The organism is Sphingopyxis sp., assembly GCF_036261875.1.
Classification (GTDB): Bacteria; Pseudomonadota; Alphaproteobacteria; order Sphingomonadales; family Sphingomonadaceae; genus Sphingopyxis.
The window spans coordinates 27,008-49,192 of sequence record NZ_DATAJZ010000032.1 but is presented as its reverse complement, the minus strand read 5'-3'; the positions used below and the strand labels follow the sequence as shown (position 1 = coordinate 49,192).

18 protein-coding genes are annotated in these 22,185 nt (G+C 63.0%); 6 read left to right on the top strand and 12 right to left on the bottom strand.

What is annotated here, in order from left to right:
- Nucleotides 1–95: 95 nt before the first annotated feature.
- The 6 genes from VHO04_RS14360 to VHO04_RS14335 all read right to left on the bottom strand — a co-directional run bounded on the left by VHO04_RS14360 (nt 96) and on the right by VHO04_RS14335 (nt 8,687).
- Nucleotides 96–1,427 (bottom strand): alpha/beta hydrolase family protein, encoded by a 1,332-nt coding sequence (locus VHO04_RS14360; RefSeq protein ID WP_329628921.1) that lies wholly within the window; start codon nt 1,425–1,427, stop codon nt 96–98.
- Between the two features lie 165 nt (nt 1,428–1,592).
- Nucleotides 1,593–2,843, bottom strand: a complete 1,251-nt coding sequence (locus VHO04_RS14355) for an MFS transporter (protein WP_329628920.1) — start codon at nt 2,841–2,843, stop codon at nt 1,593–1,595.
- A gap of 44 nt (nt 2,844–2,887) precedes the next feature.
- Nucleotides 2,888–4,273, bottom strand: a complete 1,386-nt coding sequence (locus VHO04_RS14350) for a phosphotransferase family protein (protein ID WP_329628919.1) — start codon at nt 4,271–4,273, stop codon at nt 2,888–2,890.
- A gap of 49 nt (nt 4,274–4,322) precedes the next feature.
- Nucleotides 4,323–5,048, bottom strand: coding sequence for an SDR family NAD(P)-dependent oxidoreductase (locus VHO04_RS14345; protein WP_329628918.1), 726 nt, complete (start codon nt 5,046–5,048; stop codon nt 4,323–4,325).
- Nucleotides 5,045–6,082: a DUF7064 domain-containing protein gene (locus VHO04_RS14340; protein WP_329628917.1), complete on the bottom strand. Its 1,038-nt coding sequence runs from the start codon at nt 6,080–6,082 to the stop codon at nt 5,045–5,047. Before VHO04_RS14340 ends, VHO04_RS14345 begins: the two co-directional genes overlap by 4 nt.
- Nucleotides 6,083–6,224: 142 nt before the next feature.
- On the bottom strand, nt 6,225–8,687 hold the full coding sequence (locus tag VHO04_RS14335) for a TonB-dependent receptor (protein ID WP_329628916.1): 2,463 nt from the start codon (nt 8,685–8,687) through the stop codon (nt 6,225–6,227).
- A 594-nt stretch (nt 8,688–9,281) separates the two neighbouring features.
- On the opposite strand from VHO04_RS14335, the gene VHO04_RS14330 reads away from it, so the two are divergent.
- The 3 genes from VHO04_RS14330 to VHO04_RS14320 all read left to right on the top strand — a co-directional run bounded on the left by VHO04_RS14330 (nt 9,282) and on the right by VHO04_RS14320 (nt 11,035).
- Nucleotides 9,282–9,602, top strand: coding sequence for a 2Fe-2S iron-sulfur cluster-binding protein (locus tag VHO04_RS14330; protein ID WP_329628915.1), 321 nt, complete (start codon nt 9,282–9,284; stop codon nt 9,600–9,602).
- A gap of 270 nt (nt 9,603–9,872) precedes the next feature.
- A complete protein-coding gene (locus VHO04_RS14325) occupies nt 9,873–10,649 on the top strand; it encodes a TetR/AcrR family transcriptional regulator (protein WP_329628914.1) in 777 nt (258 codons plus the stop codon).
- Nucleotides 10,646–11,035 carry a limonene-1,2-epoxide hydrolase family protein gene (locus VHO04_RS14320; protein ID WP_329628913.1) on the top strand — a complete coding sequence of 130 codons (390 nt, stop codon included), beginning with the start codon at nt 10,646–10,648 and terminating at the stop codon, nt 11,033–11,035. The genes VHO04_RS14325 and VHO04_RS14320 overlap by 4 nt, the downstream gene beginning before the upstream one ends.
- A gap of 270 nt (nt 11,036–11,305) precedes the next feature.
- Here VHO04_RS14320 and VHO04_RS14315 read toward each other — a convergent pair whose 3' ends face one another.
- Nucleotides 11,306–12,577, bottom strand: a complete 1,272-nt coding sequence (locus tag VHO04_RS14315; protein WP_329628912.1) for a cytochrome P450 — start codon at nt 12,575–12,577, stop codon at nt 11,306–11,308.
- Between the two features lie 380 nt (nt 12,578–12,957).
- Between VHO04_RS14315 and VHO04_RS14310 the strand changes: the two genes are divergently transcribed.
- On the top strand, nt 12,958–14,319 hold the full coding sequence (locus VHO04_RS14310) for an alkene reductase (RefSeq protein ID WP_329628911.1): 1,362 nt from the start codon (nt 12,958–12,960) through the stop codon (nt 14,317–14,319).
- A gap of 39 nt (nt 14,320–14,358) precedes the next feature.
- On the opposite strand, the gene VHO04_RS14305 is transcribed toward VHO04_RS14310, so the two are convergent.
- The 5 genes from VHO04_RS14305 to VHO04_RS14285 form a co-directional block, all read right to left on the bottom strand.
- Nucleotides 14,359–15,507, bottom strand: a complete 1,149-nt coding sequence (locus VHO04_RS14305; RefSeq protein ID WP_329628910.1) for a thiolase family protein — start codon at nt 15,505–15,507, stop codon at nt 14,359–14,361.
- Complete coding sequence (locus tag VHO04_RS14300; RefSeq protein WP_329628909.1) at nt 15,504–15,902, bottom strand: OB-fold domain-containing protein; 399 nt, start codon at nt 15,900–15,902, stop codon at nt 15,504–15,506. Before VHO04_RS14300 ends, VHO04_RS14305 begins: the two co-directional genes overlap by 4 nt.
- 110 nt (nt 15,903–16,012) lie before the next feature.
- Entirely contained in the window at nt 16,013–17,986 is a 1,974-nt protein-coding gene (locus VHO04_RS14295; protein WP_329628908.1) for an FAD-dependent oxidoreductase, read from the bottom strand.
- A gap of 21 nt (nt 17,987–18,007) precedes the next feature.
- Nucleotides 18,008–19,021, bottom strand: coding sequence for an NADP-dependent oxidoreductase (locus VHO04_RS14290; RefSeq protein ID WP_329628907.1), 1,014 nt, complete (start codon nt 19,019–19,021; stop codon nt 18,008–18,010).
- Nucleotides 19,022–19,097: 76 nt separating this feature from the next.
- Nucleotides 19,098–20,330 carry a cytochrome P450 gene (locus VHO04_RS14285; RefSeq protein WP_329628906.1) on the bottom strand — a complete coding sequence of 411 codons (1,233 nt, stop codon included), beginning with the start codon at nt 20,328–20,330 and terminating at the stop codon, nt 19,098–19,100.
- 359 nt (nt 20,331–20,689) lie between these two features.
- On the opposite strand from VHO04_RS14285, the gene VHO04_RS14280 reads away from it, so the two are divergent.
- Nucleotides 20,690–21,397, top strand: coding sequence for an SDR family NAD(P)-dependent oxidoreductase (locus VHO04_RS14280; protein ID WP_329628905.1), 708 nt, complete (start codon nt 20,690–20,692; stop codon nt 21,395–21,397).
- A 28-nt stretch (nt 21,398–21,425) separates the two neighbouring features.
- Nucleotides 21,426–22,169 carry an SDR family NAD(P)-dependent oxidoreductase gene (locus VHO04_RS14275; RefSeq protein ID WP_329628904.1) on the top strand — a complete coding sequence of 248 codons (744 nt, stop codon included), beginning with the start codon at nt 21,426–21,428 and terminating at the stop codon, nt 22,167–22,169.
- Nucleotides 22,170–22,185 lie beyond the last annotated feature (16 nt).

Sequence of the window (22,185 nt, the reverse complement as noted above, 5' to 3'; positions counted from 1 at the left end):
GGAATCGTCATTGCGAGGAGCCCCATCGTCCCGCTCGACACGAACGGGATTGGAGCGGTGCCGATCTACCGGCAGGCCGCTTCAAGGAACCGCGCTCAATCTCCGGCCGGGCGCGTCATCGCCGCGTCGCCATACTGATCCGCGAGCTTGCCGCCCTTCGCGAAATCGATGAGCAGGCGAAAATAGCCGGGGGTGTAGCGGGTCGATAGGCGGCTGCCGTCGGGCGCGGTCTCGAACTCGGTCATCCCGTGCTCGGCCTTGGGGAAGAGGGCGAGGGTGATCGGCTGGCCGGCGGCGATCAGAGTCTTCAGGCGCCGCGCGGTCTCGGCCGACGGAGCGTCGATGTCCATCCCGCCGAGCGCCCAGAGCTGCGGCGCCTTCACCGCGCGGAGCGTCGGCATCGGATCGTAGCGGAAGGGCGTATGAAAGCGGAACTGCGCGCCCTTGGTGCGGATATCCTCGGCGCTCATGCCGAGGATGATGTGCGTGTAGTTGCCGTAGACGTCCTTGTACCACGGCTCGCCGCGATAGCGCGCGCGCACCGCGTCGAGTTCCGCGATCCCCTCGGTCATGCCGCTCTCGAACACGCGGGTCGCGGCGTCGCCGATCTCCTGCGCCTTGGCGATGACGTCGGGGCCATAGCCCTTGAGCCCCATCTGAAAAGCGATCGCCTCGCGGTCCTCGTCGACCACCGACACCGCGAGCCCGAAGCTGACGATGACGAAATCGACATCGGTGCGCGTCGCGGCGAGCGGCGCGACCCAGCCGCCCTGGCTCGGCCCCTGAAAGCCGAAGCGCGCGCCGCGCTTCCCCGCGATGCGCCGCGCCTCGGCGAGCGCGGCGGCGGCATCGTCGGCGAGCAGCGAATAATCTTGCGTATAGGCGTCGCCCGACGCGCCGGTGCCGCGCTTGTCATAGACGAAGGCGCCGATCCCGGCGGCAGGAAGCAGGCGCTGCAGGCTGTTGCCGTCGCGCGCCGAATCGAACTCGGCGCCGTGGAGCAGGACGACGACCGGCACCGGCCCCTTGCCGGGCGGCAGGACGAGGCGGCCGACGAGCCGCGTGCCGTGGCTGGTGAAGCTCGTTTCCTGCGTGACGAAGGGGATGCGCTTTGCGGGGGTGCCGTCGAACGCAATCCGGCCCGCGGCGCAGTCCGCCAGGCTCACCCGGTGTCCATCGGGCCGGCCGGTCCAGCCGAACTGGCTGACCCAGTCGCCGTCCGCCGCGACCAGCTTGCCGGATGCGCCGTCGAGGTCGCGCCAGCGCAGCGTGCCGGGGTCGGACGCCGCAAGGTCGATTACCCTGCCACTGGGTAGACGGTAGGTCGCGGGGGCGCAGACGCTCGTATCGGCGGCGGGCGACGCCGCGAGGGCAGGCGCCCCGGCGGCGGCGAGCAGGAAGGCGGCGGCGAAACGAAGGAAGCGCATCGCGACGCACTTTAGGACGGTCCGCCGCGCAAGGCCATGCCCTTCTCGTCCCGCCGCGATGACGGCTCCCAGCAATGCCATCGGAGCGTGTCTGACCGAAAGGTTGATGAGATGAGCGATTGCGGCGCGGCCATCATTCGGGCGTCTTGCCGGATTCTTAAGAAATCACGGATCTGCATCGCGCATTGGCGGCTTGCGGATCGAAGCGGCAAGAGCCACCGCTACTACCAGCAGGACGGCCATGATCATCAAAGCGGCATCGTAGCTCCCGCTTCGGTCAAACGCCACGCCAACGAGAGGGGGGAAGAGCGCCCATCCAAGCGTGTGTCCTGCGAAGATAAAGCCGTAGATGGCGCCGTAGTTGCGCATCCCGAAGTAGCGCGCGCCGAGATAGGCGATCATGTCGATCTCGGCGCCCGAGGCCAGTGCACAGCAGGCGATGGCGATGCCGGCGATCACCGGGTCACCATCAAAGCCGATGAGGAGCAGGCAGCTCAGAATCGGGATCGCGAAGGCGGAAGCGGCCACCAGCGGCGGGCTGAAGCGATCGAGGAGGTGGCCCGTGAGCAGCCGCGCCGCGAACGAGACGGGGCCGATGATACCGGCGATCGCCGCGGCCTCGATCGCGGTCATCCCGGCGTCGGTCATCATTGGCTGAAAATGCTGGTAGATCGCGTTGTAGACGCCGGCGACCAGCGCGAGCATGGCGAGAATCTGCCAAAAGGTGCGGGTCCGGAATGCTTCCCTTAGGCTGAGGCCCGGCACGACGGCTGCGGGTTCAAGGGGCTGGTCGGTCTGAGCGGCGCGGAGGTCGCGGGCATCGCGCAGGAAGGCGAGCGCGAGGGGCAGCACGACGACGAGCGCGGCCAGCGCGTTCACCCGATAGGCGACCCGCCAGCCGAAGTTCTCGATGAGGGTCGCGGCAGCGAAGGGGAAGATTGCCGCCCCCACGCTCATGCCCGCCAGCACGAAGGCAAGCGCGAGGCCACGGCTCCTTTCGAAGCGGCTTGCGACCGCCATCGTCCAGACGAGCGGGCTGATGAACAGGCTGAGAACTGCCATGGCGATCCACGCGGCGTACCAGCCATAGATCGAAGGCCCGGACAGGCTGATCAGGAGCAGGCCCGCGGCATAGGCCGGCGGGCCCAGCAGGCCGATCTTGCGGGCACCGATCTTGTCGACGATTGGCCCGAGCGCGGGTACGAGAAAGATCGAACCGAGCGCGCCGAACGATATGCCCGCGGTCACCTCGCCGCGCGACCAGCCGAACTCTCCGGTCAAAGGTCCGACGAACGCCCCCATGGTGACGGCATGCGACGCCGCGAAGGCGCAGCCGAGTGCCGCGGTGAGTACGAGAGGCCAACCCTCGCGCCATTCGCTGCGCGGTGCTTCCTCGACGATATCGGCGGATTGCATGGGCACTCTTGTCCTGTGGTCGGGGAATCCGGAGAGGCAGCCGTTCAGGCCACCAGTTCGAGCGCCGCGACGACCTCGCGGACGAAGCGCCGGTAGAGCGGGATGCCCTGATGCACCATCTTGAGCGCGGGATAGCGGCCGCTCGCAAAGCCGCGCCACGCCGTCGCACAAGATGTCGCGTTGCGTACCGATCGCCAGACGTTGAAATAGCGCGCATTCTGTTCGCGATATTCGGGGCCGCCAGCGCCGCGATAGGCCTCCATGAAGACATCCCAGCCGCCGATCTCCTCGATGAACGGGCGGCAATAGCTGAGATCTTCGGTCGCATCGCCGAGGTGCGCGAATTCCCAATCGAGCAGCGCGATCAGGTCGCCATCGGCGACCATGGTGTTGTGAAAACCGATGTCGCCATGCACGATCGACACATGGTCGATGCGGTCGGGGATGTTCGCCAGCAGCCAGGCAAAACCGGCCGCCAGCGCGGGTGACGGGTGCAGCCGGTTGCGGCGCCAGCGTTCCTGCCATTCGAGGACGTAATCGCGGACAACCGCGCGCGGATCTTGGCCGGCTTCGGCGAGGCCGAAGTCGCTCGGGTCGATTCCGTGCAACTGCGCCGTCACCTCGCCCAGTGTCGCCGAGATACGATCGCGAAGGCTCGGATCGCTCGCCCATTCCGCGGTGCCCGAGCGCCCGGCAACGCGTTCGGAAATCATCGCGGGCTTGCCGAGGATGCCGCTCGGGTCGAGCGCGAGTGGGCGCGCGACGGGAAATCCCGCGTCCGCCAATCCTTCGATCAGGTGAAATTCGTCGACGACCGTGGTCTCGCCGGGACCGAAGGGAAGGTCGCGTCGAATGACGAGCGGCAGCTCCGAACCGTCGGGCGCAATCCCGGCGAAGAAAAGCGTGTCCTTCGAATAGCCGCCGGGCGCACGGCTGACCGCGGCAACCCGGTGCCCGGGGCCAAGGACGGCTTCGAGGAAGGCGGTCGCGAGGGCGGGGCCGACCACCCGTTCGCTTGCTTCAAGTCGCGTTTCGGCTTCGTCCGCGGCGCGGTCGATCGCCCGCGCCTCGGCTGCGAACATCTTTCTTTCCGTTGCGGCGGCCGGTTTGAGCAATCCGGTGTTTCCTGCCTCGATCGCGTCCTGAAGAGGCTCGCGGAATGTGCCTAGAGGGCCGGAAGGCAGGAGATAATCGTCGATGAATTGGGTCGTGGCGGTCCCGTCCGCCATTTCCCTGAAGTCGGCGACGACCTCGTCCGATATGTCCCGACCAAACAGGATCCAGCCGCTCAGATGCGAAAGAATATCCTCGGCCATTTTCGCCGAATGCAGCGCATCGGGGTCCGAGAGCGCCGGAATGATCCGTTGATTGAGTTCCAGCCGAATTGCCGCGAGCACCTCGCCGGCTATCTGAGCCCCTTGGTCAGCCACGTCACACTCCACTCTTGATGTCTCTCATTCGGCCCGCGCGCCCGATTGCTCAGTCGGTCGATCCCGCGAACCGCGCAGGCAGGGCCCAAGGGTCGGCGGCGTAGGCGGCGGCCACCGATTGCGCCACGGGGTCCGGGAAAATATGCGGATCCTGCCGGGCGATGCCGTCGTAGATGGCGCGCGCGACCTCGTTGGCCGGCCAACGCCCCTCGCGTTCATGCGGGCGTGCCATATCGGTGGCGATCGGGCCGGGGAAAGCGGCGAGCACCGCCGTCTCGCTGCCCGCAAGTTCGAGGCGAAGCGACTGGGTGAAGGACCAGGCGGCCGCTTTCGAGGCGCAATAGCTGCTGCAAAAGGGAATGCCGGCGAGTGCGCCCATCGACAGGATATTGACGATCGCGCTGCCCTTGCGGCCGGTGAGCAAAGGCGCGAAGGCGCGGCACATCGCAACGAGGCCCCAGAAATTGGTTTGCATTTCGGCCATGGCCGGGACGAGCGATTCTGCCCGATAGGCCGATGCATTGGCGAGCGATGCGGCGTTGTTGATGACAATGTCGACATCGCCGCAGGCTTCGCGCGCTCCCTCGATCGATGCCGGATCGCAGATGTCGAGTTCGATGGGGACGATGCGGGGATCGTCGACCGTCACGTCCGCGATACGCCGTGCGGAGGCATAGATTTTTCCTGCCCCCGCCTGCAGGCCGGCCTCCACCAACGACCGGCCGAGGCCCCGATTGCTCCCGGTTATCAACAAGGTCGCGCTATCGAGGGTCATGGGCGCTTCGCGAAATGATGGACGAAGTCGTTCATCTGGATGTCCTGTGCGTCGCCATAGCCTGTCCTCCCATCGAGTTCCCAACGGGTCTGGCAGAAATAGACGTTCATATTCTGCCATGTCTGCCAGGGCATACGCGCCTGGACATGGCCTTTGATGATATGCGTCACATCGTCGATATCGACGAGCTCGACATCGAAACCGATCGGCGAGAGACCATCCTCTTCGCGATGAGTCAGCTTGCGCATCGACTTGAGCGGTTTGGTCACGCCGGCCTGGAAGATATAGCCCCAGCCTAGCCCCTGGCCGGGCTTTACCGCAGGATAGCGATCTTCCCATCCGGGGTTTAGCGACGGGTCGTCGTAACCGACGGCATGAAAGGCGAGGTCGTCGCCGAACACGCCCACGATCCACGTCAGCGGCGGGCCGTTTCGCGACGTCTCGCGGCGTTCCTGGCTCCAGCTGTGATCGCGCGAAAAATAGCCGTCGATCGCGTGAATCTCGCCAAAGAGGTCGAGTTCTCCCGTCACCTTCATCGCCTGGGTGAAGTGAAAGCCGCCCGGGCGTCCGGCGGGCGGCATGATCGCCTCGTTAAGGAGCGACAGCGCGACGCCGCGCTCGGCATCCCGATATTCGATCGCGATCGTCTTCAGCGGCTCGATGACGCGAAAGCTGAGGTTCATCGTGTCGGCGACGCGATATTCGGCGATCCCTTTCTCGGGGAAGGGCAGATAGTGATAGTGGTTCACATATTCGCACGAAAGCGTCGAACCGTGGAAACCCTTCCAGATATAGACGCTCGCGCTGCACATGCGCAGCACGGGATGAAACCACATATAGATTTCGCCGTTGAGCTGCTTTTCCGGAATGTTGAACCCCCAATAGGTCGTTTCGGTCGACGAATAATGACCCGAGGCAGCCGGAGGATGGAGGAATTCATCGTCGGGCCGGCATTCGTGGAGAGGGCGGCCCCCGAGCTGCGGGCGGAGGTTCGTCGAACTCGGCGACGCGCCGCTGTCGGGACTGGTTTCCATCGTGGCTGTTGTCCTCATTCTCGAGAAAAGGAAGGGAGAACCGGCACCATATATCGCAACGCTGTCGCTACAATATGGGGCGGTTCTCCCCAAAGATGGATACGGCCGGAGGAGTAGGAGGAAATTCCGGCCGCCCCTTAAATCAGAATCGGACCTGGAACTGCAGCGAGACCTGGCGGCCGCGGTCGGTCGTTCCCGCCAATTCCTCGGAGAAGCCGTCGAACGCATTGTTCGTGCCGGGCTTGTTGACGGCGGTCAGCAGGATATATTTGTTCGTGAGGTTGCGGCCGATCAATGCCAGCTCCCAGCGGTCGTCTGCTTCGGCGAGGCGGAGGCGGGCGTTGAGCTTGGCATAGCTCGATTGGTGCGCGCGCGGCGACCCTGTCGCGTTGAGCTGATAGCCGTCCGAATATTTGACATCGACGTCGATGCCGAGTTTCAGGCCGCTGCTGACAGGCGTCAGATAGGAGGCGCCGCCCATGAGAACCCATTTGGGGGCGTTCGGAAGCGCCGTCCCGCTCAGATCCTGGAGGAAGCGGCCGCCCGCAGCCGGTATGTTGCATCCCGTCGTCGCCGTCTGACCCGTATAGCAGGCGGCGTTCTGATAATCCGAGAAATAGCCGTCGTTGTAGTTTGCGCTTCCCTTGAGCGTCAGTTCGTCGGTCACGCGCCCGTTCAGTTGCAATTCGAACCCCTTGGTGACTGCCGCGCCCGCGTTGCGGATGAAGAAGCTGGTCGTGGCGGAGTCGAACTGGTTCAGCTGGAGGCCGGTGAACTTGTAATAATAGAGGGAGGTGATGATGCTGAGGCGATTGTCGAGGACGCTCGCCTTGATGCCGCCTTCGACGCCCTTCGACTTTTCCTTCTGGAAGACGAGGTCCTGTGCAAGGTTTGAATTCAGGAGCACCGCGGGCGCGGAGATGCCGCCCGGCTTGTATCCCGATTTGTACGACAGATAGACGGTGAGGTTGCGCGACGGCTCATAACTCAGCGTCGCTTCGGGCGAGAGATTCTCCTCGTCGAAGTCGAAGGTTGCCGAGCTGCTGGGCGGGACGAAGATGCCAAGGCCGGCATAGAAGGGGGCCACATAGGCATTGCGGCTGGTTTGCGTTCCCTCGACCTTCGAATAGCGCACACCCGCGTCGAGGCTGAGATCGGGCAGGATTTCCCAGTTCACCTGACCGAACAGCGAATAGGTATCGGTCTTGCCGCGGTGCTGGGGCCAATAGCCGATTGCGGTCGGGAGAATGTCGTCGGACCCCTGCGCCAGCGTGTCCGTGTTGATCGGCGGCAGGAAGCTGGCAATCAGCCCGCGGCCGATCGTGTCGCCATAGCGCGTCTGATGGTCATAATAACCGCCGACAATGATATTGACCGGTCCGTCGAAGGTGGTCGCGAGGCGCAGTTCCTGGCTGAACTGTTCGTCGCTCGCGCTGTTTCCGCCAGGAAAATAGTCGATCGACCCGTAGGAAGCGTTGCTGAGACCCCGGACGTGCGAGTCATAATAGCCGGTGACCGAGGTGAGCGTCACATTCTCGAACTCGTTTTCGAGTTTCAGGCTTGCGAGTTTGCTGACATTCTTGCTGTAATTGAGCCCGCCTTCGGACCGCTGGAAATTGGCGGCGAGGAGCGGGTTCATCGACGTGATCGCAACGGTGCCATCGAGCTTGCAGTCGCCGGCCGTATCGATGAAGCCGTAGGTATGGGGAACGGTGCGGCCCGGCGAGCAGGCGAAGACTTCAAGCGGTGGGCCCAGGAAATCCGATCGCGAATTGGCGATCTGGAGTTTCAGAACGGCAGAGAAGTTGGATTCGACCGGCCGGTAAGCGACTGTGATGCGGCCTGCCGCGATCCGGGAGCCGCCGAGGCGGGTATCGAGCGCGCCGGGTTGCAGCGCCAGATTGGGGTCCGATTCATAGGGATTGAGGACCGGGACCGCGACATTCTTCAGCCAGCCGTCGCTTTCGCTATAGCGGCCGGCAGCGCGGATCGAGAGGCCCTCGGCCAAGGGCACTGAAACGGCCCCTTCGATATATCGGTCGTTGGCGACGAACTCATAGCCGCCCTTCACATAGCCCTCGAAGCGGTCGCCAGGGTCGGCGGTCGTGATCGCGATGACGCCGCCCGAGGCATTCTTGCCGAAATACAAGGCCTGCGGCCCCGGCAGCACCTGGATATTCGAAAGGTCGAAATAGCTGCTCGAAGCGGCTGTCCCGCGTGAGATCGGGACGTTGTCGACGACCAGCGTGACCGCCTGGTCGACGCCGACGTCGTTCGAGTTCGCGCCGCCGATGCCGCGAATGTTGAAGGAGCCGAGTGCGCCGGTTCCGCCGGCTGATGCGGTCACGTTCGGCAACATGTCGGTGAGGCCGCGCAGATCGGTGCCCGTATTGCGGGCTATGTCTTCCGACGTGATCGCCTGAACCGAAATCGGCGCGCTCATCAGCGTCTCTTCACGCTTCCGTGCGGTGACGATAATCTCGGCCTCGGCATTGGGAGCGCGCGCTTCGGTGGTTTCCGAAGCCTGCGCGAAGGCCGTCGCAGCAGGCGCCAGGGCTGCTGCGGACGCCAGCAGTGAATGACTAACAAGCCTCGTGATTTTCATGATCAGCTCTCCCTCACCATATTTATCTGTTCCCCGCATCTTGCGCGCGAGGCTCGATCGCGTCGGCTCGTTTGCTTGCCTCCGCGATGCAATCCTGAGGGCCGACTCCGCGGCTTCATCTCAAATATTGCACATGTCATATTATTTACACGAAAACAAATTGGCAAGCACATTATATTTTTGTGTTCAGGACGCCGCTGGAGGGTCCCGTCTGGATAATCCCGAGGGTGCCGGGCAACGTGTCCAGAATTGGATGTCTATAAATATATACAAATAAAACATATAGATAGTTTTATATTTTATGGCAACGATCTAGTCCGTCCATGCAGCCGCCGGCGTCGGGCCCGCAGCGCTCTCTATCGGGGGCCTCCCGATTCTGATTTATATATCATGTTGAATAATTGTCTTTACAGTCGGATAGGACTCGCTAATGGGCGGCGGTGCCGGTGGCGTTCTTGGCGCGCCCTTCCGGCGAGAGTTTGCCGGGCGAATGGCGGCCGCAAAGCTATGCGCGCGGCGTGTCACCGGGATGCTCGGCGATTGGATCGGGATGCGCGCGCTCGGGCCGCCCCTCAACGCAGGATTCAATATTCTATGCCGACGATTATCTATGTCGAATTCGACGGGACGGAGCATCGGATCGATGTTCCATCGGGCTTCTCGCTGATGGAGGGGGCGGTCAAAAACGGGTTGCCCGGGATCGAGGCGGACTGTGGCGGTGCCTGTGCGTGTGCGACATGCCATGTGCTGATCGGATCCGATTGGGCGGCCAAGCTTGGCACGCCTTCGGTCATGGAGGAGTCGATGCTCGAATTTGCGATCGGGGCCACCGATGAGAGCCGGTTGTCCTGCCAGGTTCAGGTTCGTGACGACCTTGACGGTCTCGTTGTGCGGATGCCTGAGTATCAGCGTTAGCCGATCTGCCCATCAAACGCCGCGGACTGACCGGCGGTGCCTCTTTTAACTGTAGTACATGATATTCTTTTTATGGCTGCAATAAAGCCGAAACTGGGTCACCATGTATCTGATATAAAAGGGATCGGTTCAGTCGACTTGGGGGGAGGCTGATGACTTGGCGTCAAAATTATAACAATTTGCCAACACTTGACGCCTCGGCCGCAAATGGTAACGCTGGATGGGGCCGCAACAAAGCCCTGGCGGCCATATCAATATCCGGAACGGGCAATGAATGATCATATCGGCCTATCGACGCTGACATACCGAAGCGACGCCATTCTTGAGCGCCGTCGTCGAATCCTCAAGGAGACGCGCCGTCTGATCGCCGAGACGGGTTATTCGGGCTTCAATATCCGGGACCTTTGTGCACGAGCGGAGATCGCGCCAAAGACTCTCTACAACGCGTTCGGCAACAAGGACAATGTCGTGGCGAGCGCGGTGCAGGAGTTCATCTCCGATACCTATTCGGACGTGCATTTCCATTTCGAAGCCTCGAATATCGACGGCTTTCTCGAGCGCCAGAATCGCATTCATTCACGCAACCAGTTGCTGGGGCGCTACACGAAGGCGATCGTGGCGGTCTATTATGGCAGCGACTCGTCGAACGTCATCCGGACGAAGATACGCAACGAGGCCGGCCGCTGGCACGAGGCATTCACCACGGCGATCGAGGCTGAAGGCTGCCTGTTGCCGGGCGTTTCCACCGATTGGATATCGCATCTGCTCTGTTCCAACGCCTTTTCGATCACGAAGGACTGGGCGTGCGGCGAAATTCCCGACGAACTCTTTCTCGATCGCGTCGCCGAAACGGCGCTGATGGTGCTGGTCGGCACCACCTGCGGCCGGGTCAATCACGATGCGCGCCGCTGGATCGAGGATATTCGCGGTCGGCGGGCGAGCTGGATATCGCTGCGGAACATGACCACCTATAACGAACAGGACGAGCTTGCCGAGGTATTCGACGATGCGGCCGACGGCGAGGCTGCCCCGGTCGCCGCAGGGTGAACGGCGTGGTAGGATCCGGCGCCGACATCGTCCGTGCATTCTGCGAAGCGTGGGGTGCGCGGGCCCTGGATGCGATTACCGGGTTCCTCGCGGACGATATCTTCTACCACAATATTCCAATGGCTCCGGTGATCGGGCGCGCCGCGGTCTCGGCGGCGATAGCGCCGCTCGTGTCGTCCTGCTCGCACATCGAGTGGGAAATCCATCATCTCGCCGAAGCCGGCGCGGTCGTACTGACCGAACGAACCGACCGGTTCGTCCGCGACGGCCGGACCATGAGCGTTCGTGTCATGGGTATTTTCGAGCTGGACGCCGGACGGATAGTCCGCTGGCGCGATTATTTCGACCTGATGGAATGGCAGCGCCAGATTGAGGGCGAAAGCTGAGCGCCTAGGGTCAGGACCCATTAATTCCGCGTTCGAGGTTTGAAGCGATTTTGCTCAGGGCGAGGAGAAAAGGCGTGGGAATATGAATATATTTCAAGGCTTTTCGACGAAGCCATGGGCAAAATCGGTCAAATCGCGAAGCGACGCCGAAATGGCTTCGATCTCGGACCCGTGCGGCCTTGCGGGTAGCGATGCTACCCGCTGCGCCCACCCAGGCCAGATATCTTCGCCATTTCGACGCCTCGATCGTGGAATTAATGGGTCCTGACCCTAGCGTGGAACCGGATCGAAACTGATCTGGAGCCCGGTAAAGCCACGGTGCAGCAAGCTTTCCAGATAGTGAAACTCGTTCTTTCCGGGCGTCAGGTGCAGGTTGGGGAGCCGCTTCAACAACAGCTCGAAGGCGATGTGCATCTGGCGGCGCGCGAGCTGCGCGCCGACGCAGGTGTGGAGTCCGCCGCCGAATGACAGATGGTCTCTTGCATTCGCCCGGTCGAACAAACACCGCTCGCCATCAGGAAATATGTCTCCGTCACGATTGCCGGCATCATAGCTCAGGAACAGGATATCCCCGGCCTTGACCTGAAACCCGCCGACCTCGCTGTCTTCGGTCACGATGCGCCACATGCCCTTGGTCGAAGCTTCCAGGCGAAGAATCTCCTCGACGGCGTTGGCGAGCAGGTCTGGATCCGCCAACAGGCGCTGCGCTGCGCCCTGTTCCTTCAGAATATAGGCAAGGCCGCCGCCCAGAGCGTTCGTCGTCGTTTCGTGGCCGGCGACCATCAACTGGCTCAGCATCGACAGCATCTCGGATATGGTTAGCGGCCGCTCACGGTTGAACTCTGCTCCAACCAGCGCGGAAATTACATCGTCGCGCGGATCGGCGCGGCGTTGCTCGATCAGGTCAACCAGATAGTGCTGCATCTCGACCGATGCCTTGGCGCCCTCGATGGCGGCCTCGCGCCCCTTCATCTGGCTGATCGCCGCGATCGCGGCATTCGCCCAGGTCTTGACGCGGCCATGGTCCTCCGGAGGCACGCCGAGTGCGTCGGCGATCACATAGATCGGAAGCGGGGTCGAAAATTCGACCAGAAAATCGGCTTCGCCTTTCGTTTCGAACCGGTCGATCAGATCATTGGCGATCCGCGCGATCTTCTCCTCCATCGCGGCAACGCGGCGCGGCGCGAAAAGGGGGCTGACGAGCGTGCGATACTGGCGTTGCAGCGGCGGGTCCTGCGTCAGCATCGTCTCGACGCCGGGGTAGCCCTTGGCGAGGATTGCCTGGATTTCGGGGTCTTCCGACGAACGCCCCATCAACGCGCCGAAGCGATTGGAGAAAATTTGCCAGCGGGGAAGCACCTCTTCCTTGATCAGGCGATATTTGCTGACGACCAGCACGCGGCGATCCGGAATGGGACTGCGCGGAAGCTCGAATACGGGCGCCTCGGTGCGCAGCGCTTCATAGAAGCCGAACGGGCACTGAATCGTGTCGGGATCGAGAAAGTCCACTTGTTCCAGAAGGCTTGTGTGATCGTCGGCCATATCCCGTTCCCTTGGTCGGCGGATCACGCGGAGCGCGTCGCCGCAATATTATATTTCACCGTTTCGCCGGAATGGCGCTCAGCCGCGCGAGGCACGCGGCTATGGCCGCCATCTGGCGTTCTCCGGCGGTCCGTTCGGAGCCCCGAAGATGTTCGACTGCCTACACGAAGCTGAAAATTGCTTCAATAATATTTCTTGTTACATTTTTGGTATTGGCTGTTTTCTGAAGATCGTAGCGCGCGCCGAGAGCGGAATCGTCATTCAATATATTGAAAATATGGTTTAAAATTGTAAATTTGTCCAGCCTGGATAGGCTGAGGCATTCGTTCAGGTGATTTCTCTGCCGGATGTCCGGTCTTGACGTTGGATAAATATATATCATGATATCCAATTGTTGGCGGTTCCTCGGCGCCCATTGCCGCAGGCAAGGGGCCGCGCGTGGGACCTGGCTCCCGCGGCCACGATATCATTTGCGGAGATCGCGGCGCGGAGCGGCGCCCGGCAGAGCGGCGATCCAACATGAACGGGAACGGGAGAGGCATATGCGAACTTCGTCAAGGCCGATGGCGGGAGGGCCCGGTGGTGGCGCGGCGATTTGCGACCCCGACGTCGACCCTCTTTTCCGCCCCATCGAAATAGGGCGCCTCAAATTGAAGAACCGGATTGTCATGGCGCCCATGACGCGGCAGCGGGCATCACTCGCGGGCGGCGTCACCGAAATCATGGTCGATTATTATCGGCAGCGCACTTCGGCGGGGCTGATCGTCAGCGAGGGGCTTTACCCGTGCCCGCGCGGCTGCGGCTATCTGTTTTCACCGGGCCTGCATGACGATGGGCAGCAAGCCGGGTGGCGCGACATAACCGATGCCGTTCATTCGGATGGCGGTGCGATCTTTGCGCAGATCATGCACGTGGGGCGGCTGTCGGATCCGCTTATCCTGAGCGGCGCGACTCCGCTGGCTCCATCGGCGGTTCAGCCTGATCCGACTGCCCGTCATTACACGATCAATAGCCCACGGCCCAAACGTCCCTATCCCCGGCCGCAAGCCATGACGCACGCCGACATTCTGGCGACCGTGGATGCCTTTGCCGACAGCGCGACACGGGCCCGCGCCGCCGGTTTCGACGGTGTGGAAATCCACGCGGGTTCCGGTTACCTGCCGATGCAGTTTCTGTCGTCGAACACGAACCTGCGCGCGGACGAATGGGGTGGAAGTGTCGAGCGCCGGACGGCATTCCTCCTTGCGTGCGTCGACGCGATGGCTGGGGCGACATATCCCGGTTTCGTCGCCGTCAAAATATCGCCCGGCTGGACCTTTCACGATATTTTCGACACCGATCCGGTCGCCACTTACAGCCACCTTGCAAGAGAGCTTTCGAAACGCGGGATGGCCTATCTGCAGATTGGCGACTACGGAGTCGGCTGGGATGTCTATGCGACGCTCAGGCCCCTGTTCGACGGTCCGATCATCCAGGTGTCGGGCTATTCGCGGCGCAGCGCGGCAGCCGCCATTGCCTGCGAGGGGGCAGATATGATCGCGTTCGGGCGCGCATTCATAAGCAATCCCGACCTGCCGCAGCGCTTGCGATACGGCTGGCCTACATCGCGTGCCGACCCCGCGACATTCTATACGCAGGGATCGGAGGGCTACACCGATTATCCGGTCCATGCCTTGTCCGATCCTGCCGGTTTCGAGGTTCTGGATCCTCCCGCCGATCCCATCGGCAAGCGCCAAGCGTGAGCGCGGCAAGCAGGCCTGCCCAGATTCGGCCGGCTTGGCCTAGCGCGTGACGATTGCAACCGCCGACAGGCCGGGCGCGCCATAGACATGGCTGTATCCGACCTTCGGATCGCGCGGCACCTGACGCGCACCCGCGCGGCCCCGAAGCTGCTGGACATTTTCATAGACCTGGCGGAGCCCGGACGCGCCGACCGGCTCCCCGCAAGCGAGGCAGCCGCCGTCGGTGTTGATCGGCAAACGCCCGTGGATTTCGGACCAGCCATTGGCGAGCCATTCTTCTTGCTCGCCGTCAGCGCAGAAGCCATTTTCCGCCATATGCATGAGTTCGGCCCCGCTCTCGGTGTCCTGAAGCTGAGCAACGTCGATGTCGCCGGGTCCGATGCCTGCCTGTTCGAACGCGGCCCGGCTGGCGAGGACGGTGGGCTTGCCGCCGGGAGGGGTGCGGATCGACGGCGCGAACACCTCGAACGATCCCTCCGGACGTGTGCGAAAGGCGATGCTGTCGATCCGGACGCCGTCGCTCCCGAGTTCGCGCAGCTTCTTCTCGCTCGCGAGGACGAGTGCGACCCCGCCTTCGGCGGGTGAACAGAACATATATTTGGTCAGCGGGTCGTTGACCATCGGTGCGCCCAGAATAGTCTCGAGATCGACCGGCGAGCGCCGCCAGGCATGATCGCAGAGCGCTCCGTTGCGAAACGCCTTTTCGGCGACCCTGCCGAGCGTTTCCCGGCTGATGCCGTGCAATTGCATGTAACGCTGAATCTTGAGCGCGAAGAATTGCGTCGTCAGCATCATGCCGGTCTCGCCATACCATTCGGGAAGGCCGTAGCCGGATGGCTTCGCGTTGAAAGCGCCGCGTTCATGCTTGTCGAATCCCACCGCGACCGCGACGTCGCACATGCCCGATGCGATCGCATTGTGCGCCGAGGTTAGCGCGCTGCCGCCGGTCGCGCAGCCGTTATGGACGTTGATGAAGGGCAGGCTGGTGAAGCCGAGGTCGTTGACCATGATGTCGGCGGATCCGGCAGCGACCGAGCCTCCGCTGGCGAAGCCGATGTCGGCCCATTCGACCCCGGCGTCGGCGAGCGCCTGCCGAAGCGCGAACACGCCCTGCGCACGGCCCGATCGTCCCTCGGTGCGGCCAAAGGCATGGATGCCTGCACCGATGATATAGACATTCTCGCTCATGCAGGCTGCTCCGGACGAAAGGCATAGGTGCTGCGGTGGTCGTCGAACGCGACGATCACGAGCCGCATCGGCATTCCCAGTTTCAGGCGATCGATCGACGTCCCGACGATGCGGCTTTCGACGATCACTTCATTCGCCAATTCTATATAGCCGAGTAAAAAAGGCTCGAACGGCTCGGGGCCGGAGAAAGGCGGCTTCGGTTGAAATTCCTGGCTGGTCCATGACCAGAGGGTTCCGGTTGGTGACAGTTCGACGCGCTCGAGCGGCTGGAGTGGCTCGTCGGGCAGCGGAAAGACGATCTCTCCATTGGCCTTCCGGCCACCGATCAGGCGCGGCGGCGGACCCTCAGCCCAAAGCCCCGCGGCGATCGGGGACAATCCCTGCGCGTCGTCCATATCTCTACCCATTCCGTTATGCCGGGCCCGATACCCTGTGCTGACGAATCATTTATATAACACGCAATACATTTGCAAGAAAATGGATAGTGGGCCCGCCCCGCGTCGGCTCAGGCTGCAGTGCCGGCCTGATTTCCCTCGCGAATGGCGGCGAGCAGGAAGCGGGGGGCGTTGGCGTCGCCGACCAGCGACACGGCGATGCCCCGTTCCCGCAACGCGTCGGCAAGGTCGCGGCTCGGGCGGTTGCGCGAGACAAAGACGACCGTGTCCGCCGGCACGCTGATCGTCGCGTTGCTGTTCGCGGGCAGGAAGGTCGGCGCAAGCACGACATGATCCGGTCCGATCGACAGTGCGCGCATCCGCGTATGCAAGGCGAATTTGCCCTCGTGCAGCCGGCGCAATGCCGGTTCGGTCATCAGCGCGCTTTCGACCAGCGGGGCGAAGGAAATATGTCGCGTGACGAAGGTGACCTGGGCGCCCCGTTCGGCGAGATATTCGGCGCACGCAATCGCTTCATAATGACCGCAATCGTCGATCACGACCGCCGACTTTGCGGGCGGGCGGTTCGGCGAAAGGAACAGGTCGTTCGACGACAGTACATGCGGCTGCGCGAAGCCCTGGATCGGTTCGCCCGGATTGGACAGCTGGATGCCGTCCATGCGCGGCATCGAGCCCGTGGCGAGGATGACCTTGTCGGGCGTTTCGGCGAGAATGTCGTCGAGGTCGAGATAGCTGCTGGTGCGGACATCGACTCCGAGGCGATAGACCTCATCCTGCAGCCAGACCAGAATGTCGCGGATGCCGGCGCGGGTCCGTGCGGCAGCGGCGAGCTTGGCGGTGCCGCCGAGGTCGGACTCGGCTTCGGCGAGCACGACGTTGTGGCCGCGCAGCGCGGCGATGCGGGCAGCTTCCATCCCGGCAGGCCCGCCGCCGATGACGAGTATCCGCATCGGTTGTTCGGCAGGCGTCAGCCGGTCGTCGCCCATCTTCAGTTCATAGCCCACCGCCGGATTGACGACGCAGCCCATCCGGTTCGGCGGTGCCTGCAACTGACCGATGCAGCCCTGATTGCACCCGATGCACGGGCGGACCCGTTCGGGATGGCCGGCCAGCGTCTTTTCGACAAGATCGGGGTCTGCGATCGTCGCGCGCACCATCGCGACCATGTCGCCATCGCCTGCGCGGATCGCCTGGTCGGCTTCCTCCAGTGTGCGGAATCGCCCGACTACCATCGTCGGCACCTTCAGCTGCGACGTGATCGGGGTCGTGACGGGCATCTCGAACCCCATGGGCTCGTGCATGCCGCCGATCGTCTTATCCATCGTCTGGAATGTGCCCGACGAGATGCTGACATAGTCGACGAGCCCCGCCGCTTCGGCCATTTGCGCGACGGCCAGATTGTCTTCGACCCCGACGCCGCCTTCGAGCATGTCGGGTGAGAGGCGGATTCCGACGACGAAACCGGCGCTGACGCTGGCGCGGATCGCGGCGAGCGCCTCCATGGTGAAGCGCGCGCGATTCTCCAGCGACCCGCCATAATCGTCGGTGCGGTCGTTGGCATAGGTCGACAGGAACTGCTGGGGCAGGAAGCCATGACCACAATGGAATTCGACTCCCTCGCAGCCCCATTGCTCGAGCTTTTCCGACGCCGCGGCATAGGCGCCGACCATGGCGTCGATCATCATCTTGGTCATCGGGATGGGGGCGATGCCGCTGGTCACTCCCGGCTGGTCGCAAGGCGCCCAGGGTGGCGATCCGTCGAGCGTGCGGCCGTGCTGGCCCGCATGGAACAATTGCTGGAATACCCGCATCCCGTGCGGCCGCAGCCGATCCATCATGCGCGGATATTTCTCCGCGAGCGACGGGTCGATCATGTTGAGCGCCGCGAGCGAGGAAGGGTGTACCGACATGGCCTCGATCACGCTCAGCCCGACGCCGCCGCGCGCGCGTGCCTCATGATAGGCGACGAGGTCGTCGCTCAGCGTGCCGCCGCCGATGGCGGTCGTATGCGCGGAGCGGAAAACGCGGTTCTTGATCTCGACCGGGCCGATGCGGATCGGTGTCATGATATGCGTGAAGGTCATGGCTTCTTCCGCTCCGTTCGATCAGCGTGCCGGGTCGATCGCGACGACCATTTTTCCTCTGTTCTGGCCCGAAAAGAGAGAGATGAAGGCGTGCGGCGCGTTGCTCAGCCCATCGACCACCGTTTCTTCCCAGACCAGTTCGCCGGCGGCGAGGCGTCGCGCGAGATCGCCGAAGGCTTCCTTGCCCCGGTCGAACCACATGCCGACGTTCAGCCCGACGATCGTGATCCCCTTTTCGGAGATTTTGAAGAACTCGCCCGGACCCGCGCAATAATTGGGAGTGTTATATTGCGAGATGGCGCCGCACACGACGATCCGGCCCTTGGGTTTCATCGCGGTGATCGCGGCGTCGAGCGTCGGGCCCCCGACATTGTCGAAATAATGATCGATGCCGGCGGGGCATTCTTTCGCCAGAAACGCGGTCAGGTCGGTGGTCGCGTAATTGGCCGCCGCATCAAGGTGCAGCACCTCCTTCAGCCAGGCAAGCTTCTCGTCGGTGCCGGCGGTGCCTATCACGCGGCAGCCACGCTGTTTTGCGAGCTGGGCCGCGACCGAGCCGACCGCGCCGGCCGCGCCCGAAACGAAGACGGTTTCGCCCGCCTTCGGCTCCAGTATATATTCGATCCCGGTATAGGCGGTGAGCCCCGTAAGACCCAATATGCCCAGATACCAGCTGGGGCGGCCGACGTCCGCCGCGACCGCCTGGACAGCGGCGGCATCGGCCACGAAGCGGTCGCGCCATCCGAATTGGCTGGTCACCATCGTTCCGACGGGCAGGGCGGCAGCGCGCGATACTTCAACGATGCCCACCGCGCCGCCGGTCATCGCTTCGCCGACCGGCTTGGCCGCGCCCACGCCGTTCCGGTCGCTGAGCGCCAGCCGCATGTATGGATCGACGCTGATGTAACGATTGCGGACCCGCACCTGACCCTCGGCCGGTTCGGGCAGGGAGTGTTCCTCGACCGCGAAATCATCGACCGAAATATTCGATCCGGGGCGCCGGGCCAGAACAACCATCCGAGCCTTTTCGTTCATCGTCTTACCCTGATTGATAGGATTGGTACGGGCCCGCGCCCGTCATAGGGCGCGGGCCCGGTCGCCTTGCGGCGTGTCAGACGTCCCAGGCGACCGGCAACTCGCCGATGCCGTTGAAGATCGGGATGCGGCGATCCTTCTTCATCGGGCCGTCGAGGCGCAGGTTGGGAAGCCGTTCAAGGATCGTTTCGAGGAACAGCCGCGCTTCGATCCGCGACAGCGGTGCACCGCGGCAGATGTGGATTCCGTAACCGAAGGCCAGATGCTTGCGGACGTCGGCGAGATCGCGGTCGAGGTCGAATTTCTCCGGATTCGGAAAGACGGTCGGATCGAGGTTGGCAGCCGCCCACATCATCATCACCTTGGTGTCGGGCTTGATCGTCAGCGGCCCGACGGTGACTTCCTCATTGTTGGTGCGGAACAGGCCGTGGAGCGGCGATTCGACGCGCAGCGATTCCTCGATCGCGAGCGGAACGAGGTCGGGGTTCGCTTTCAGCTTTTCGAATTGCTCGGGCGCGTTCAGCAGTTGGTAGAGCAGGCCGGAGAGCAGGATCGTCGTCGTGCCGCTGCCTGCGGCGAGCAGGAAGTTGCAGAAGGCGAGAATCTTGTCGTCGGTAAGCCGTTGGCCGTCGATTTCGGTGGTGATGAAGCGGGTGAGCAGATTGTCGTCCGGCTGCGCCTCTCCCGAGGCCAGCTTGCGCTTCACATCGACCAGATGATCGGAAAGAAAGCTGTCCGCATAGGGATTGCGCGACGGCCGGGCGAGCGGATCCGTGGCCAGCATCTGGCCGATCGAGCCAACGAACGCCTCGCGATAGGCGTCGATTCCCTCGTCGTCGATCGCCTTGCCGAACATGGCAAAAATCACCCAGAGCGGCAGCGGTTCGGAAATTTCCTTGTGAATGTCGCAGCGGCCGTTGGCGATGAAGCTGTCGATACGTTCGTTGAGGAACGCCTTGATGCCCGGGATGAAGGATTCGAAATAGGTTTTGGAAAAGGCCTTGCCGACCAGTCGGGCCTCGAACGTGTGCTCGGGCGGGTCGACGCTGACGAGAACCCCGGGAGTCTCGGGCGACTGATATTGCAGCGCGGGGCCGAGCTTGCTGCTCCACAGCTTGGTGTTGGTGCAGGCCTTGGTGATGTCCTGATGCTTGCCGATCGCGTAGAAATCGCCGACTGTGGAGTGCGCATAGGGGCATCCGCTCGCGTGCATCCGGGTGTAGATGTCTTTGAAATTCTCGGCGAATGCCTCCGAATTCATGTCGACTTCGACGACGCCGTCGACCGGACAGGTTTTCGCCTCTTTCATTATGTTCGCTCTCCCGTTGTCGAAGGTCTTCGCCTTCGCTCATGGCGTCTTTGCAGTCTAAAAAATATCACGCGCTTTATTCTTGTCAAGCCAACGGATCGCGCTTCCATGATCTGCGCCGCAGATAGGAAATATGAAGAAATTCCAGAAAAACGGACGTTTAATCGCGACGGGCGGGAATGGGCGATCCGGGCGGGCCCACCGCGGCGCCGATTTTGCGCGGGTCGACAGCTTGCGCGCAAGAAAAAAATATATCATACGCTATTTTTGTTGAAGAGCATCGCAAACGAGCGAGCCGGACGGGCAGGGAGGGTGACCCTCTCACAACGCGCGACGGTCAAGCCTGTCGGGAGAGGCGCATGAAATTCGATCAATGCCGGCCGTTGATTACAGGTTCGTCGCGCGGAATCGGCAGGGCCTTCGTCGATGCGTTCCTGGAAGCCGGGGTCCCCAAAATCTATGCCGGCGTGCGGAACGAGGATGCCGCGGCAGCGGCGGCGGCGATCGACCCGCGCGTCCACCCTCTTGTCGTCGATACGACGCGGCCGGAGCAGGTGGAGCAGGCGGCCCGCGAGGCCAGCGACGTCACGGTGCTGGTGAACAATGCGGGCGTTCTCCATTATGCCAGCTTCCTGAATGCCCCCGATCTTGGCCAGGCGCGGCATGAGATGGAGGTCAACTATTTCGGCCCGCTGGCGATGGCGCGTGCGTTCGCGCCGGCGCTGACCCGGTCGAAGGGTACGATCGTCAACATCCTGTCGATCGCTGCGCTGGCCTATATGCCGCTCGTCGGCACCTATAATGCATCGAAGGCGGCGGCGCGCTCGATGACGCAGGGTTTGCGCGTCGACCTCGCCGAAGCGGGAGTCGCGGTGATGGCGGTCTATGCCGGCGGCTATGACACCGAGATGCATCTCGAAACCACCGACAAGGCGCTGCTCAATCCGCCGAGCGTGCTGACCGAGGCGGTGCTGGAGGCGCTGATCAGCGGCGGGGTTGACGAACTTTTCCCCGATGCCGCCGCGCGCGGGCTGGCGCAGCGGTTGGGGCTGATCGCCGCCGCCTGATACGATGACCGGCGAAAAAGGGAGGCAAATGGCAGCTTTCGATGGGCAGGTGCTGCTGGTCTCGGGTGGCGCGACCGGGCTGGGCGCAGCCACGGCTGCCCTCGCGGCACGGGCAGGTGCGCGGGTTGCGATATTCGATGTCAACGAAGCCGCGGGCCTTGCCGTGGCGCGGGATACGGGCGGGCGTTTCTGGCGCGTCGATGTCGGGTCCGCGAACGAATGGGCGGCGGCGGTCGAGGCAGTGACGGCGGAACTGGGACCGATCGGCTTTGCCCATTTGAACGCCGGGATCATGACCCGTCCGCTCGACGCTGCGTTATCGGTGCCGCCGATCGAGGATTTTGCGCTCGGCCGATACGAAGCGCTGCGCCGGGTCAATATTGACGGGGTTGTGTTCGGACTGCAGGCGCTGCTTCCCCGCATGGCGCGGCGCGGCGGCGGGGCCGTCACGATCACCAGTTCGATGGGCGGTATGGCACCAATTCCCTTCGATCCCATCTATTCGCTGACGAAACATGCGCTGGTCGGGCTCGTGCGCAGCCTGGGTGCGGCTCATCCGTCCGGTCCCATACGCATCAACGCGATCTGCCCCGGCGGTTTCACGAGCGACCTGTTCCCGCCCGAACTGCACACGCCGGACAGCCTGACGCCCCAGGATGTGGCGCTTGAAGTTTTTGACCTGCTCGCCAACGGAGCGACGGGCGAAACCCGGCTGATCCTGAAGAAGGGCGTGCCGGCGCAGGCCGTGTCGTCGTCGCTCACCCCGCAATAATACCGCCAGTTTCATG

What these genes read in the sequence shown, in the direction of transcription:
- VHO04_RS14345 (WP_329628918.1), bottom strand. Translation starts at nt 5,048, where the DNA reads ATGACCCTCGATAGCGCGACCTTGTTGATAACCGGGAGCAATCGGGGC.
- VHO04_RS14310 (WP_329628911.1), top strand. Translation starts at nt 12,958, where the DNA reads ATGATATCCAATTGTTGGCGGTTCCTCGGCGCCCATTGCCGCAGGCAA.
- VHO04_RS14300 (WP_329628909.1), bottom strand. Translation starts at nt 15,902, where the DNA reads ATGGACGACGCGCAGGGATTGTCCCCGATCGCCGCGGGGCTTTGGGCT.
- VHO04_RS14330 (WP_329628915.1), top strand. Translation starts at nt 9,282, where the DNA reads ATGCCGACGATTATCTATGTCGAATTCGACGGGACGGAGCATCGGATC.
- VHO04_RS14335 (WP_329628916.1), bottom strand. Translation starts at nt 8,687, where the DNA reads ATGAAAATCACGAGGCTTGTTAGTCATTCACTGCTGGCGTCCGCAGCA.
- VHO04_RS14305 (WP_329628910.1), bottom strand. Translation starts at nt 15,507, where the DNA reads ATGAGCGAGAATGTCTATATCATCGGTGCAGGCATCCATGCCTTTGGC.
- VHO04_RS14315 (WP_329628912.1), bottom strand. Translation starts at nt 12,577, where the DNA reads ATGGCCGACGATCACACAAGCCTTCTGGAACAAGTGGACTTTCTCGAT.
- VHO04_RS14285 (WP_329628906.1), bottom strand. Translation starts at nt 20,330, where the DNA reads ATGAAAGAGGCGAAAACCTGTCCGGTCGACGGCGTCGTCGAAGTCGAC.
- VHO04_RS14340 (WP_329628917.1), bottom strand. Translation starts at nt 6,082, where the DNA reads ATGGAAACCAGTCCCGACAGCGGCGCGTCGCCGAGTTCGACGAACCTC.
- VHO04_RS14360 (WP_329628921.1), bottom strand. Translation starts at nt 1,427, where the DNA reads ATGCGCTTCCTTCGTTTCGCCGCCGCCTTCCTGCTCGCCGCCGCCGGG.
- VHO04_RS14280 (WP_329628905.1), top strand. Translation starts at nt 20,690, where the DNA reads ATGAAATTCGATCAATGCCGGCCGTTGATTACAGGTTCGTCGCGCGGA.
- VHO04_RS14325 (WP_329628914.1), top strand. Translation starts at nt 9,873, where the DNA reads ATGAATGATCATATCGGCCTATCGACGCTGACATACCGAAGCGACGCC.
- VHO04_RS14275 (WP_329628904.1), top strand. Translation starts at nt 21,426, where the DNA reads ATGGCAGCTTTCGATGGGCAGGTGCTGCTGGTCTCGGGTGGCGCGACC.
- VHO04_RS14295 (WP_329628908.1), bottom strand. Translation starts at nt 17,986, where the DNA reads ATGACCTTCACGCATATCATGACACCGATCCGCATCGGCCCGGTCGAG.
- VHO04_RS14355 (WP_329628920.1), bottom strand. Translation starts at nt 2,843, where the DNA reads ATGCAATCCGCCGATATCGTCGAGGAAGCACCGCGCAGCGAATGGCGC.
- VHO04_RS14290 (WP_329628907.1), bottom strand. Translation starts at nt 19,021, where the DNA reads ATGAACGAAAAGGCTCGGATGGTTGTTCTGGCCCGGCGCCCCGGATCG.